The following is a 12,714-nucleotide window of genomic DNA, read 5'->3' as shown; positions in this document are numbered from 1 at the left end:
TTCCCGTCGCAACGCGGCAGTCAGCGCACGCCGGCCACCTGGTGGGAGGCACCGATATCGACGACCTTGGTGACGCCGCTCTCGGCGCCGGCCAGCCCTTCGCCGACGCGTTCGATCTTGCCCTCGATGGTGGCGCCGCACTCCATCTGCAACTGGCGGTAGCTGATGTTGCCGGACACGTGCGCCTTGGCTTGCAGTTCGAGGAAGTGTTCCACCTCCAGGTCGCCCGAGATGCTGCCATTGACCACCGCGTCGTAGACCCGCACCTGCCCCTTGATGCTGCCCTTTTCGCTCAGCACCAGCAGGCCGTGGGCGTCGCCCTTGTTGATCACGTTGCCTTCGATCTTGCCGTCGACCCGCAGGCCGCCGGAGAACATCACGTCGCCGACGATGTGCACGTTGTCGGCAATCAGGCTGGAGAGCTTGGTGGATTCGATCGACTTGCTGTGCTTCTTGCTGAACATCGTGCGATACCCCATGCGTTGTTGCGGGCCTAGTTGGGCTTTTTCGAGCCGTTGGCCTGCGAATTGAAGAATCCCAATTGGTGGTTGAGCTGGCTTACCCGCTCGTTGAGTTCAGCCACCTGGCGCTTGAGTTCGGCGCGCGTGGCGCGCTCCATTTCCAGTTCCATGCGCGTGCTGTCGAGTTCGCCGCGCAGCCGGTCGTTCTCGCCCTCGATTCTGGCCAACTGGGCGAAGGAGGCAAGCTGGGATTCGAAGTAGCGCACGCCGACGGCGCCGAGGACGACGAGGACCAGCACCACCAGGATGGCAATCAGGCCGTTGCGCCAGCGCCGGTCGGAGGTCAGTTCGAAACTGGTGCCGGTCAGGCGGTGGGTCGGTGAAGATTTCAGCAAGGGCATTTGGCGCCGTCAGTTGCTAGCAGTCAACGCGAGGTAGTGGCGCGGATCCACGTAGGCGCCGTTGCGGATGACCTCGAAATGCAAGTGCGGACCAGTGGAGCGCCCGGTGGAGCCTATCAGCGCGATACGTTGCTGCGGCATCACCAGTTCGCCGGCGCGGACGAGCAATTTGGAGGAGTGGGCATAGCGGGTGACCAGTCCGTTGCCGTGATCGATCTCGATCATGTAGCCGTAGTCGCGGTTGTAGCCGGCGCGCCGCACGCGCCCGCCCGCACTGGCCACGATGGGCGTGCCCTTGGGGGCGGGAAAATCGATGCCGGTATGCCGTGCGAGCTTGCGGGTGAAGGGGTCGAGGCGGTTGCCGAACCCGGAACCGATCCGCGGTTCCAGCACCGGCGAGCGGCTCGGGAAGGCCATGTTCTGCAGGTTGCGTTCGGTAGTCACCTGCTCGACGAAGGCGAAGGCCTCGTCGATGCGATCCATGTGGCGCTCCAGTTCCGCCAGTCCGGTACCGAAGTCGTCGTCGTGCGCCGACGTGCGCACGGCGAGGGCGGACAGGGTTTCACCGACGGGGGGCAGCAGCGGGCCGCCACTGGGCGACTCGGCGGTATCGGCCGTGCGCTGCGGCTTGGCCTGGGCGCCGACCTGTTCCTCGAATTCCTTCAGCACGCCGACGCGCTTGGCCAGCGCGACCGCTTCGCTCTCTAGACGGATCAGACGGCCGGTGAGTTCACCGACCCGCTCGATCAGCGCCCGTCCTTCCGGCTGGCCGAGGGTGAGCGGCGCGCTCGCCTCTTCGTTCACCGCCGGTGCGGCACTTTCCTGTGCCATGCGGTAACCGAGCATGCCGCCGCCGAACAGCGCTGCAAAGAGCACCGCGAAGGATGCCAACAGCACGGTTCGCGTCCTGACCGTGAGCAGTCGGGACTGGGTCAAACCGCCGGTCGAAAGAATGACGAATGCCACTCCTGAACCCTCCTCGATCGCGAGCGGCCGTCCGGTGCCATTGTCTTGTCATCCGGTGTCGCGCCCACGTGTATGCCTATCTCATGGAAAGCGCCGCGAACCGCCTGCAGACGGGCCTTTGCGGCCGGCGCGGGCTTGGATTCCAACGCATTTCATTTGCTCCAACACATAAATTTTCCGCGAAGTGTAACATTTTTCACACTTGGAATAATGATCACCGTCAACAAAAAAAGCGGCGACCGAAGCCGCCGCTTTCCCGGACCTGCTACCCGGATTGAATCAGGTCTTGCTGTGCGCCGCCAGTTGGAGCCAGGTATCCACCACCGTATCCGGATTCAGGGAGATGGTCTGGATGCCCTCGTCCATCAGCCATTCGGCGAAGTCCGCGTGGTCGGACGGGCCCTGGCCGCAGATGCCGACGTATTTGCCGAGCTTGTTGGCGCTGCGGATGGCCAGCGACAGCAACTGCTTGACCGCCGGGTCGCGCTCGTCGAAGGCGTGCGCCACCAGGCCGGAATCACGGTCCAGGCCCAGCGTGAGCTGGGTGAGGTCGTTGGAGCCGATGGAGAAACCGTCGAAATACTGCAGGAACTGATCGGCCAGCAGCGTGTTGGACGGGATCTCGCACATCATGATCAGCTTGAGGTCGTTCTCGCCGCGCTTGAGGCCGTGCTCGGCGAGCAGGTCCACAACGCCCGCCGCCTCTTCCAGATTGCGCACGAAGGGGATCATGATCTGCACGTTGGTCAGGCCCAGCTCGTTGCGGACCTTCTTCATCGCCGCCACTTCCAGCTCGAAGCAGTCGCGGAAGCTGTGGGCAATGTAGCGCGAGGCGCCGCGGAAGCCCAGCATGGGGTTCTCTTCCTCCGGCTCGTAGATCTCGCCGCCGAGCAGCTTGCGGTACTCGTTGGACTTGAAGTCCGACATGCGCACGATCACGGGCTTGGGATAGAAGGCCGCGGCGATGGTGGCCACGCCTTCGACCAGCTTCTCGATGAAGAACCGCTTGGGCGTCGTGTAGCCGCGCGAACGGCGGGTGATCTCGTCGCGCAGGCTGGCCGGCACCTGGGACAGTTCCAGGATGGCCTTGGGGTGGATGCCGATCATGTTGTTGATGACGAACTCCAGCCGCGCCAGGCCGACGCCGCCGTTGGGAATCTGCGCGAACTCGAAGGCGAGCTCCGGATTGCCCACGTTCATCATGATCTTCACCGGGATGTCGGGCAGGTTGCCCATGTCGGTGGTGACCACCTCGAAGTCCAGCTTGCCGCGATACACGTAGCCGGTGTCGCCCTCGGCGCAGGACACGGTGACCGAATCGCCCTCGTCCAGCACCTCGGTGGCGTTGCCGCAGCCGACGATGGCCGGGATGCCCAGTTCGCGAGCGATGATGGCGGCGTGGCAGGTCCGGCCGCCCCGGTTGGTGACGATGGCGCTGGCGCGCTTCATCACCGGCTCCCAGTTGGGGTCGGTCATGTCGGTGACCAGGATGTCGCCGGCCTGCACGCGGTTCATTTCGGTGGCATCGGCGACCACGCGCACGGTGCCGGCGCCGATCTTCTGGCCGATGGCGCGGCCGTGGGCCAGCGCCTTGCCGTACTGCTTGAGGCGGTATTTCTCCATCACCAGGCCGTTGCTCTGGCTCTTCACGGTCTCGGGGCGGGCCTGCAGGATGTAGAGCTTGCCGTCCACGCCGTCCTTGCCCCACTCGATGTCCATCGGGCGACCGTAGTGCTGCTCGATGATCACCGCGTAGCGGGCCAGTTCCAGCACGTCCTCGTCCGTGAGCGCGAAGCGGTTGCGGTCGGCTTCCGGCACGTCCACGGTGCGCACCGACTTGCCGGCCACGGCCTTGTCGGCGAACACCATCTTGATCAGCTTGGAGCCCAGGTTGCGGCGCACAACCGCCGGGCGACCCTGCGCCAGGGTGGGCTTGTGCACATAGAACTCGTCCGGATTCACCGCGCCCTGCACCACGGTCTCGCCCAGGCCGTAGGAGGCGGTGATGAAGACCACGTCCTTGAAGCCGGACTCGGTGTCGATGGTGAACATCACGCCCGAGGCGCCGGTGTCCGAGCGCACCATGCGCTGCACGCCGGCCGACAGCGCCACGTCGGCGTGGGCGAAGTTCTTGTGCACGCGGTAGGAGATGGCGCGGTCGTTGTAGAGGGACGCGAACACTTCCTTCATCGCGTGCAGGATGTTGTCGTAGCCGTGGATGTTGAGGAAGGTTTCCTGCTGGCCGGCGAAGGAGGCGTCCGGCAGGTCCTCGGCGGTGGCGGACGAACGCACGGCGAAGCTGCCTTCGCCCTCGGCGGTGATCTTGCCGTAGGCGGCCTTGATGTCGGCTTCGAGCGCGGCCGGGAACGGGGTGTCCACGATCCACTGGCGGATCTGCGCACCGGTCCGGGCCAGCGCATCCACGTCATCCACGTCCAGCGCGTCGAGCGCGGCGTTGATGCGCCCGGCCAGCCCGCCATGCGCGAGGAACTCGCGGTAGGCGGCGGCGGTGGTGGCGAAGCCGCCAGGCACGCGCACGCTGGACGGGAGCTGGCTGATCATTTCGCCCAGGCTGGCGTTCTTGCCGCCTACCTGTTCGACGTCGGTCATGCGCAGCTCAGCAAAGGGGATGACGTAACGAGTCATTGTGGCCTTCCGAAATTGATGGGGAGAAAGCAAAGTATAATTTTAGCGAATTTTGCTGCCCTGCCGCATAGGTGGGTTTGCCCCAATATCGGTTTTCCGCCGACGGAAGCCGCCCAGAGACCATGAACGACACCTCCGTCCGCACCGTCTTCTTCATTTCCGACGGTACCGGCATCACCTCCGAAACCCTTGGCCACAGCCTGCTCGCGCAGTTTCCCGACGCGCGCTTCCGCCAGGTGCGCATCCCCTTCGTGGACGACCTGGACAAGGCCATCGACTGCGCCAACCAGATCCGCGACGCCGCGGTGCGCGACGGCCTGCGCCCCATCGTGTTCAGCACCCTGGTGAACCCGGAGACGGTCGCCGGGCTGCGCCAGGCCGACGCACTGTTCATCGACCTCTTCGAGAAGTTCATCGGCCCGCTGGAGGCCGAACTGGGGCAACGCTCTACACACGCCGTGGGGCGCTTCCACGGCATCGCCGACAGCATGGACTACAAGAACCGCATCGAGGCGATCAACTTCGCCATGGCCCACGACGACGGCGTTTCCCACGACGGCGAGCTCACCGAGGCCGACGTGATCCTGGTGGGCGTGTCGCGCTCGGGCAAGACGCCCACCAGCCTGTACCTGGCCATGCAGTTCGGCGTCAAGGCGGCCAACTACCCGCTGATCCCCGAGGACTTCGAGCGCAACAAGCTGCCGGGCGAACTGCACGTGCACCGCGCCAAGCTGTTCGGCCTCACCATCGCCCCCGAGCGCCTCTCGCAGATCCGCCAGGAGCGCCGGCCCAACAGCCGCTACGCCTCGCTGGAAAACTGCCGTTACGAAATCGAGGCCGCGCAGAAGCTGATGCGGCGCGAAAACATCCGCTGGCTGGACTCCACCACCAAGTCCATCGAGGAAATCTCGGCCACCATCCTGCAGGCCGTGCGGCTGAACCGGCCGGCCTACTGAAACACCCACACGGAACACATCGACAATGAAAAGAACGCGCACCAAGCGCCGCGGCGGCCTTGCCCGTACGGCCGAACGGCTGGTCTGGCTGGCCACCGGGCTCGCCCAGTCCGGCTGCCGCGCCGAAGACCGCTACTGGGAAAACCTGCTCGCCGAAGCCATCGACACGCTGCTCGAGGAAGGCGACGAGGACACCCTCAACGACGCCCTCGACCACCTCTACGGCATCGATCTGCGCGCCTACGACGAACTCGCCGACTACGTGGAATCCCGCGCCGAAACGGCCGCTGCGACCTCGCCGCAACACGACATCCTGCTCGTCGCGGCCCCCGTGCTGGCCTGGTCGCGCTACCAGATTCCGGCGACCCCCATTTCCCAGGCCGTACTCGCCAACCTGCGCGTGCACCTGCAGGCGCACGTGCTGGCCGAGGGCGTCAAGCTCGGGCTGGCGGACTTCCTGTTCAGCCCCGACCAGTTGCCGCAGGGTTATTGCGCCACCGCGCGCTTCGCCGCCGACCTGGGCCGCGCCGCGCTGGCCGGCAAGGACCTGTCCATCGACACCGAGGGCATGCCGGAGACCGCGCACTTCCTGTCCGACACCCGTTATCTCCTCGGCGCCATCGCCGTGCCGCGCGGAAAGGCGCTGTTCCGCTGGCAGGAACCGGACGGCACGCGCGAACAGTCGCTCACCCAGTGGCGCGCCCAGGGCGGCGCCTGCCTCGCCCCGCTGCTGCCCGGCTGCGCCCTGGAAGTGGTGCTGCCGGAGGCCTACTTCGCCGCCAGCCGCCAGGCCGACCGCGCCAGCCGTCCCTACGCCGTGCGCGCCTCGGTAGCCTTCCTCGGCACCGCGCTGGACACCCCGGCGGTGCGCCTGCGGGCGGTGGTCGCGCCCTTCTACGACCGCGACCTGGAGGAATACCGCATCGGCTTCACCGTGCAGGGCAGCGACCGTGTGGTGCACGGCGTGGTGTGGCCGCTGCTCGGGCCCGAGGACGAGAATTCCGACTGCGTCGCCGAGATCGAGGCCGTGCTGCGCGAATGCGGCGTCACCGACATCGTGAACCTGGAGCACCGTTTCCCGCTCGAATACTGCGACGACTGCGGCGTGCCCATGTACCCCTCGCCCGACGGCGAGGTCGTGCATGCGGAGATGCCGGAGGAACAGGCCGAGCACGTGCCGCGCCACCTGCACTGAGGGCGCGGCGCGCACGGCACCACCCAGGAGGAAATCCGCCATGTCCCGCAAGGTGGAAAAACCGGACGCCGAATGGCGCGAGCACCTCACGCCCGAGCAGTACCACGTCACCCGCGAAAAGGGCACCGAGCGGCCCTTCAGCGGCGAATACTGGAACCGCTGGGACGACGGCACCTATGCCTGTGCCTGCTGCGGCGCGCCGCTGTTCCGCTCCGAGCACAAGTTCGACGCCGGCTGCGGCTGGCCCAGCTTCTGGACCGCGGCCGAACCGGGCAACATCGAGTCGGCCGAGGACGACAGCCACTTCATGCACCGCACCGAGGTGCTGTGCCAGCAGTGCGGGGCACACCTGGGCCACGTCTTCGACGATGGCCCGCAGCCCACCGGGCTGCGCTACTGCATCAACTCGGTGTCGATCCGCCTCGAACCGGACGACGGGAAGGAAAGCGGCTGATCAGCCGCCCGGTGCGAGCCGCGCCACGAAGCGCGCGATCGCCTCGACCACGGCCTCGGGCTGATCCCGGTGCGGGGAATGGCGGCAGTCGGCCAGCGCCAGCAACTCGGTGTCGGCCACGTGCTCGGCGATCACCTGGATCTGGCGCAGGGTGCCGTACTCGTCGTCCTCGCCCTGGATCGCCAGCACCGGGCAGGCGATGCGGTCCAGGCAGGCCTCGATGTTCCAGGCGCGGAATTCCGGCAGCAGCCAGGTGTCGTTCCAGGTGAAGAACACGTCCTTGGCGTCCGGATGGTAGCGGGCCAGGCGCTCGCGCAGCTTGGGGTCGTCGAACCAGGCCTGGCGCGCGTCGCGGATGCCCGCCAGGGTGAGTTCCTCGACGAACTCGTGGGGCGCCATGACCACCAGCCCGCGCACCCGGCGGCGCGCCTCGGCGGCGTGCAGCAGCGCGATCGAGCCGCCGTCGGAATGGCCCACCAGCACGGGATCGTGGATGTCCAGCGCATCGAGCAGCGCCGGCAGGACTTCCAGCGCCTCCACGTGCAGGTAATCGACCCCGCGCGGCGTGCTGCGCGGCTCCGAGCGCCCGTAGCCGTAGCGCGAATACACCAGCGCCGGACAGCCGGTGGCCGCCACCACCTGGGCGGGGAAATCGCGCCACATGTCGGCGCAGCCCAGCCCCTGGTGGAGGAACACCAGCGCCGGCGCGCCGGGACGCAGCCCCGGAATCCAGCAGGTTTCCAGGCGATGGCCGCCGGCATCGACGAAACGCGTCGGGTGGGGCAGCGGCAGACCGGCCGCGGGCGGCAATTCCGGACGGGTCATCGTGTCCCCCTCCCTTCCAGCAGAAAGTCTCGCACCACGCCGATCTGCGCCTCGTCCATCAGCGTCGGCGCGTGGCCCACGCCCTCGATCTCCACCAGGCGCGCGCGCGGGCCGCGCTCACCCATGGCCTGGTGGGCGCTGCGTTCGAGCAGATCCGATTCAGCGCCGCGGATGGCCAGCGTGGGGCAGCGGATGCCGTCGTACACCTGCCACAGGTCCACGTCCGCCACCAGCGGGGTGGTGCGGAAGGCGTCGCCGATGCCCGGATCGTAGATCATCGAGAAGCCGCCCTCCACCGGCCGCACCGAATGCGCCGTCAGGTGGTGCCACTGGGCGTCGGTAAGCGCACCGAAGGGCGCGCTGACCGCACGAACGTAGGCCTCGGCCTCTGCCATGCCGGCGAAGACCGGCGCGGTGCCGACGTACTGGCCGATGCGCTGCAGGGAGGCTGCGGTGATCACCGGCCCCACGTCGTTGAGCACCAGCCGGGTGATGGGCGTGTGCGGCTGGCTGGCGAGCAGCATGCCGATGATGCCGCCCATGGAGGTGCCCACCCAGTGCACGGTCTCCACGTCGAGGCGGGCGAGCAGCGTGATCATGTCCGCCACGTAGAGGGGAAAGCCGTAATCGGCCTTGACCCCCAGCCAGTCGCTGCGCCCGCGCCCGGGCACGTCCGGGCACACCACGCGGTAGTCGTCGGCCAGGGCCTGGGCGAGGAAATCGAAGTCGCGCCCGTTGCGCGTGAGCCCGTGGGCGCAGACCAGCACGCGCGGATTGTGGGGGTCGCCCCACTCCGTGTAGGCCATGCGGTGCAGGCCGTGGGGGCCGATGCATTGCACCGAGCGCTCGCGCAGGCCATGCCAGGGACGGGCGGGCCGGCGCTCGGGCCGGAAGAATTCGCGGAGGGCGTCCAGCACTTTCATGTTCTTGGCGTGGATGACGACCCCCGGAGTCTATCAGCGTCCATGCCAGTAGCGCGGCCGCCGTTCGCGCTCGGCCGTGATGGACACGCCGTCCACGCCCACCGCCACGCGGATCGCGCCCTGGCTGTCGGTGCGCCAGGCCTGCGCGCCGGCCGCCGCCCAGCGCGCCCATACGTCGGCGTGGGGATGCCCGAAGGCATTGCGGTAGCCCACCGAATACACCACCGCCTGGGGCCGGACCGCGGCGACGAGCGCCGGCGTCGAGGACGTGCGGCTGCCGTGGTGCGGCGCCACGATCACGTGGCTCGCCAGCCCCTCCCCCGCCCGTGCCAGCAGGGCCTGCTCGGCGACGCGTTCGACGTCGCTCGCCACCAGCACGGCGCCGCCCGCCGCGGCGATGCGCAGCACGCAGGCATTGTCGTTCTCCTTGCGCAGCCGGGCGCCGTCCGCGGCCGGGTGCAGCACCTCGAAGCGCACGCCGTCCCACTCCCAGTGCTCGCCGGCGCGGCAGGCATGCAGCGCCCGCCCGGCCCGCTCCGGCAGTCCATGCCCGGGCGCGAGGCTGCCGGCCAGCGCGGCCACTTCGATCCCCGCCAGCACGCTTGCCGCGCCGCCCGCGTGGTCTGAGTCGCCGTGGGACACCACCAGCCGGTCCAGCCGCCCCACGCCGCTCGCCAGCAGATAGGGCAGCACCACCCGCTCGCCGGCATCGGCCGCCGGCCCGTAGGGCGGCCCGGCATCCAGCAGCAGATCGCGGCCGGCGGTCTGCACGTGGATGGCCTGGCCCTGCCCCACGTCCAGCACCGTGGCGACGAAACCGCCGGGGGCCGGGCGCGGCGGGCTCCAGCCCAGCAGCGGCACCAGCGCCAGCAACGCCGCCCCGCGGGCGGGCGTGCCGCGTGGCAGCAGCAGCCAGCCCACCGCGGCCGCACCTGCCGCCACCAGCCAGCCGGGCGGCGCGGCCTGACGCCACACCGTGAGCGGCGAGGACGCCAGCCACTCCAGCCCCACCAGCAGCCAGCCGGCGAACCACGCCGCCAGATGCAGCAGCGCGTCCACCGGCAGCAGCGCCGCAGCCAGGGCCAGCGGCGTGAGGACGAAGCTCACCAGCGGGATCGCCAGCGCATTGGCGAGCGGCGACAGCAGCGAGAAGGACTGGAACAGCAACAGCAGCGCGGGCACCAGCGCCAGCGTGATCGCCAGTTGCACGCGGACCGCGGCGCGCCAGGCGGACGGGATGGCCAGCCGCCCGCCGAGCACCAGCACGATGACCCCCACCGCGGCGAAGGAGAGCCAGAACCCCGCCGCCAGCACCACCCACGGATCGGCCACCAGCACCGCCAGCAGGGCCAGCGCCAGCACCCGGCTGGCCGCCGCCTCGCGCCCGGTCAGCAAGGCCAGCGCCACCACGGCGAGCATGATCAGCGCGCGCTGCACCGGAATTTCCATGCCCGCCAGCAGCGCGTAGCCGGCCGCCGCCAGCAGGCCGGCCAGCGCCGCCGCGCGGCGCGCCGGCAGGCGCAGCGCCAGCGCGGGGATGCGGCGCCAGGCCAGCGCGGCGAGTCCGCCCACCAGCAGCGCCACCAGCGACACGTGTCCGCCGGAGATGACCATCAAATGGGTCACGCCCGTGCGGCGGAAGACCTCCCACTGGACGGGCGTGATGGCGTGCTGCTCGCCGGTCACCAGCGCGGTGACGATGCCCGCCTGCGGTGCGTCGCCCAGCACCGCCGCAAAGCGCTCGCCGATGGCCGCGCGGGCGCGATGCACCGCAGCCAGCGGCCCGCCCGCCCATTCGGCGAGACGCCGGTTGTCCGCCGCCGCGCGCACGTAGCCGGTGGCCCGCAGCCCGCGCATCAGCAGCCAGGCTTCGTAGTCGAAACCGTGGGGATTGACGAAGCCGTGGGGGCGCTTCAGGCGCACGGTCAGTTGCCAGCGTTCGCCCACCCGGGGCACGGGCGGCGCCACGTCCGTGCCCCGGGGGCCGTACCAGGACAATTGCAGCCGGCGCGGCACCGGGACTGCGGCCTCCTCGACCTGGAACACGAAGCGCACCCCGTCGTCGAGCCGGCGCGGCAGCCCGGCGATCACGCCGGTCAGCGCCACGTCGCGGCCTTCGAACTGCATGGGCAGTTCGTCCGCCAGGCGCCACTCGGCCCGCCAGCCGGCCCACAGGACCCCGGCCATGGCCGCCGACAGGCAGACCAACAGGAAGCCGGCGCGCGCATCGGAACGCCGGCACAGGCACACGGCGGCGCAGGCAGCCGCGGTCAACGCCACGCTGCCGCCCGCCAGCCACGTCACGGATGGCAGCGTGGGCAGTTGCTGGAAGGCCCACACCCCCAGCGCGAACATCGCGATTGCGGCACGCATACCCGATCATCATCGGACGAACGGCATGCCGACGGCAAGTGGCGGCGCAGTCCGGCCGCTCAACAGCGGTAGCTGAGTCGGCCCCCGTCCGCTTCGGTACAGGTGATGGTGGCGGTGCGGAAGTTGAGGTCCACGAACAGGTGGCAGTGATGTTCGCCCTTGTGCCAGCCCATGGCGACGCTGGAATCGTTGGAGTATTCCAGTTCGAACGCGCCGCCGAAGGCCGGATGGGTGGAGCGCAGTTCCATCAGGCGCAGCAGGCGCTGCGCCACCGGCGCGGCGAGCGCCGCTTCCGCCTCTGCCACGCTGTAGAAATGCCGGTTGATGTCGCGCGCCTCGCCGGTCTGCCGCATCAGTTCCCCGTCGTTGCCGCCGGCGAGCAGCCCGACATAATACACCTGCGGGATTCCGGGCGCGAAGAACTGCAGCGCCCGTGCGCAGATGTAGGCATCCTCGTTGCGCTGCAGGGCGTCGAAGAAGGTACAGGTGAGCTGGTAAATGGCCCCCACGCTATGCACGTTGGCCGCCGAGCGGCGCAGGATGGGGTCGGCGCTGCGTTCGGAAACGTTCCGGATCAGGGCTTCGATGTGGTAGCGCGGCAGGATGTCCTCCACGTCCGGGATGCAGATGCCGTCGTGGGTATCGAGCACGGTGACCTGATTGTGGGGACACATGCGCAGCCAGGCCTTGAGGTAATGGCTGTTCGCGTCGAGCAGCGAATACAGCACCAGCGGCGGCAGCGCAAAGCCGTAGGACCACATGCCGCGCTGGGCGATGGCGTGCTGCCAGCTCGGATGGTCGTGCACCTCGGGCAGCAGTTCCACGCCGTGGGCGGCGGCGGTACCGCGGAACCAGTCCAGTATCGCCCACACGTCGGGTTCCACCAGGAAGCAACTGGTGCCGATCTTCTTGGTGGTGTAGCCGAAGGCATCGAGGCGCAGCAGCCTGACCCCATGGGCAGCCAGCGCGGCGATGTTTCCGGCCATCAGCCGGTAAGTCTGAGGCGCCCCGTAGTCCAGGTCGATCTGGCGCTCGGTGAAGGTGCACCACACCCGCCCGCGCGTGCCGTCGGCGAAGACGACTTCGCGGAAGGGTTCCTTCTCCCTGCGGATGTGGATCCTGGCGAGGTCGTCCGGGCCGATCTCGCCCAGCGCATCCACATCCACGAAGAGGCCGGCATGGGCCGACGCCTTGCCGTGCCGCAGGTAGTCCTGGAACTCGGGGGATTCGTCGGCAATGTGGTTGAGCACCAGGTCCAGGCACAGGTCGTAGCGCGCGGACAGGCGCTCCACGTCCGCCCAGCCGCCGTAGGCCGGGTCGATGTCGTGGTGGGTCAGCGGCGAAAACCCCCCGTCCGCGTTCGACGGAAAAGGCGGCAGCAGGTGCAGGCCGCCCACCGCCGCCCCCAGCCGCCGCTCGACGAAATCGGCGAGATCCGCCAATCCATTCCCGATACGGTCCGGATAGACAATGAGTTGAACCCGGTTGGAGAGCGGCATGGGGCCATCTCTCCG

11 protein-coding genes are annotated in these 12,714 nt (G+C 68.8%); 3 read left to right on the top strand and 8 right to left on the bottom strand.

What is annotated here, in order from left to right; genetic code table 11:
- Nucleotides 1-20 precede the first annotated feature (20 nt).
- The 4 genes from E6O51_RS11370 to ppsA form a co-directional block, all read right to left on the bottom strand.
- A complete protein-coding gene (locus tag E6O51_RS11370) occupies nt 21-464 on the bottom strand; it encodes a bactofilin family protein (RefSeq protein WP_136385112.1) in 444 nt (147 codons plus the stop codon).
- A 29-nt stretch (nt 465-493) separates the two neighbouring features.
- Nucleotides 494-856, bottom strand: a complete 363-nt coding sequence (locus E6O51_RS11365) for a hypothetical protein (protein WP_136385111.1) — start codon at nt 854-856, stop codon at nt 494-496.
- A gap of 15 nt (nt 857-871) precedes the next feature.
- Entirely contained in the window at nt 872-1,759 is an 888-nt protein-coding gene (locus tag E6O51_RS11360; RefSeq protein ID WP_230976767.1) for a M23 family metallopeptidase, read from the bottom strand.
- A gap of 348 nt (nt 1,760-2,107) precedes the next feature.
- The gene (gene ppsA / locus E6O51_RS11355; RefSeq protein WP_136385109.1) at nt 2,108-4,474 is read right to left on the bottom strand and encodes a phosphoenolpyruvate synthase; all 2,367 of its coding nucleotides are present in this window, start codon (nt 4,472-4,474) and stop codon (nt 2,108-2,110) included.
- Between the two features lie 122 nt (nt 4,475-4,596).
- On the opposite strand from ppsA, the gene ppsR reads away from it, so the two are divergent.
- Genes ppsR through msrB form a run of 3 tightly spaced genes read left to right on the top strand, consistent with a single transcriptional unit; the run spans nt 4,597 to nt 7,079 of the window.
- Nucleotides 4,597-5,430, top strand: coding sequence for a posphoenolpyruvate synthetase regulatory kinase/phosphorylase PpsR (gene ppsR / locus E6O51_RS11350; protein WP_136385108.1), 834 nt, complete (start codon nt 4,597-4,599; stop codon nt 5,428-5,430).
- Nucleotides 5,431-5,455: 25 nt separating this feature from the next.
- Nucleotides 5,456-6,625: a DUF2863 family protein gene (locus E6O51_RS11345; RefSeq protein ID WP_136385107.1), complete on the top strand. Its 1,170-nt coding sequence runs from the start codon at nt 5,456-5,458 to the stop codon at nt 6,623-6,625.
- A 40-nt stretch (nt 6,626-6,665) separates the two neighbouring features.
- Nucleotides 6,666-7,079, top strand: a complete 414-nt coding sequence (gene msrB / locus E6O51_RS11340; protein ID WP_136385106.1) for a peptide-methionine (R)-S-oxide reductase MsrB — start codon at nt 6,666-6,668, stop codon at nt 7,077-7,079.
- On the opposite strand, the gene E6O51_RS11335 is transcribed toward msrB, so the two are convergent.
- The 4 genes from E6O51_RS11335 to gtfA are packed head-to-tail and all read right to left on the bottom strand — an operon-like array spanning nt 7,080 to nt 12,699.
- Complete coding sequence (locus E6O51_RS11335; protein ID WP_136385105.1) at nt 7,080-7,904, bottom strand: alpha/beta fold hydrolase; 825 nt, start codon at nt 7,902-7,904, stop codon at nt 7,080-7,082. It abuts the gene before it with no gap.
- Nucleotides 7,901-8,827 carry an alpha/beta fold hydrolase gene (locus E6O51_RS11330; RefSeq protein WP_136385104.1) on the bottom strand — a complete coding sequence of 309 codons (927 nt, stop codon included), beginning with the start codon at nt 8,825-8,827 and terminating at the stop codon, nt 7,901-7,903. The genes E6O51_RS11335 and E6O51_RS11330 overlap by 4 nt, the downstream gene beginning before the upstream one ends.
- 33 nt (nt 8,828-8,860) lie before the next feature.
- On the bottom strand, nt 8,861-11,200 hold the full coding sequence (locus E6O51_RS11325; protein WP_136385103.1) for a DNA internalization-related competence protein ComEC/Rec2: 2,340 nt from the start codon (nt 11,198-11,200) through the stop codon (nt 8,861-8,863).
- Between the two features lie 59 nt (nt 11,201-11,259).
- On the bottom strand, nt 11,260-12,699 hold the full coding sequence (gene gtfA, locus E6O51_RS11320) for a sucrose phosphorylase (protein ID WP_136385102.1): 1,440 nt from the start codon (nt 12,697-12,699) through the stop codon (nt 11,260-11,262).
- Between the last annotated feature and the right edge of the window lie 15 nt (nt 12,700-12,714).

Origin of the sequence: Pseudothauera rhizosphaerae (genome assembly GCF_004801305.1) — a bacterium.
Classification (GTDB): Bacteria; Pseudomonadota; Gammaproteobacteria; order Burkholderiales; family Rhodocyclaceae; genus Pseudothauera; species Pseudothauera rhizosphaerae.
The sequence above is the reverse complement of the archived record's forward strand: the minus strand, read 5'-3'. Positions and strand labels throughout refer to the sequence as shown.

What these genes read in the sequence shown, in the direction of transcription:
- E6O51_RS11330 (WP_136385104.1), bottom strand. Translation starts at nt 8,827, where the DNA reads ATGAAAGTGCTGGACGCCCTCCGCGAATTCTTCCGGCCCGAGCGCCGG.
- E6O51_RS11325 (WP_136385103.1), bottom strand. Translation starts at nt 11,200, where the DNA reads ATGCGTGCCGCAATCGCGATGTTCGCGCTGGGGGTGTGGGCCTTCCAG.
- msrB (WP_136385106.1), top strand. Translation starts at nt 6,666, where the DNA reads ATGTCCCGCAAGGTGGAAAAACCGGACGCCGAATGGCGCGAGCACCTC.
- ppsA (WP_136385109.1), bottom strand. Translation starts at nt 4,474, where the DNA reads ATGACTCGTTACGTCATCCCCTTTGCTGAGCTGCGCATGACCGACGTC.
- E6O51_RS11345 (WP_136385107.1), top strand. Translation starts at nt 5,456, where the DNA reads ATGAAAAGAACGCGCACCAAGCGCCGCGGCGGCCTTGCCCGTACGGCC.
- gtfA (WP_136385102.1), bottom strand. Translation starts at nt 12,699, where the DNA reads ATGCCGCTCTCCAACCGGGTTCAACTCATTGTCTATCCGGACCGTATC.
- ppsR (WP_136385108.1), top strand. Translation starts at nt 4,597, where the DNA reads ATGAACGACACCTCCGTCCGCACCGTCTTCTTCATTTCCGACGGTACC.
- E6O51_RS11335 (WP_136385105.1), bottom strand. Translation starts at nt 7,904, where the DNA reads ATGACCCGTCCGGAATTGCCGCCCGCGGCCGGTCTGCCGCTGCCCCAC.
- E6O51_RS11370 (WP_136385112.1), bottom strand. Translation starts at nt 464, where the DNA reads ATGTTCAGCAAGAAGCACAGCAAGTCGATCGAATCCACCAAGCTCTCC.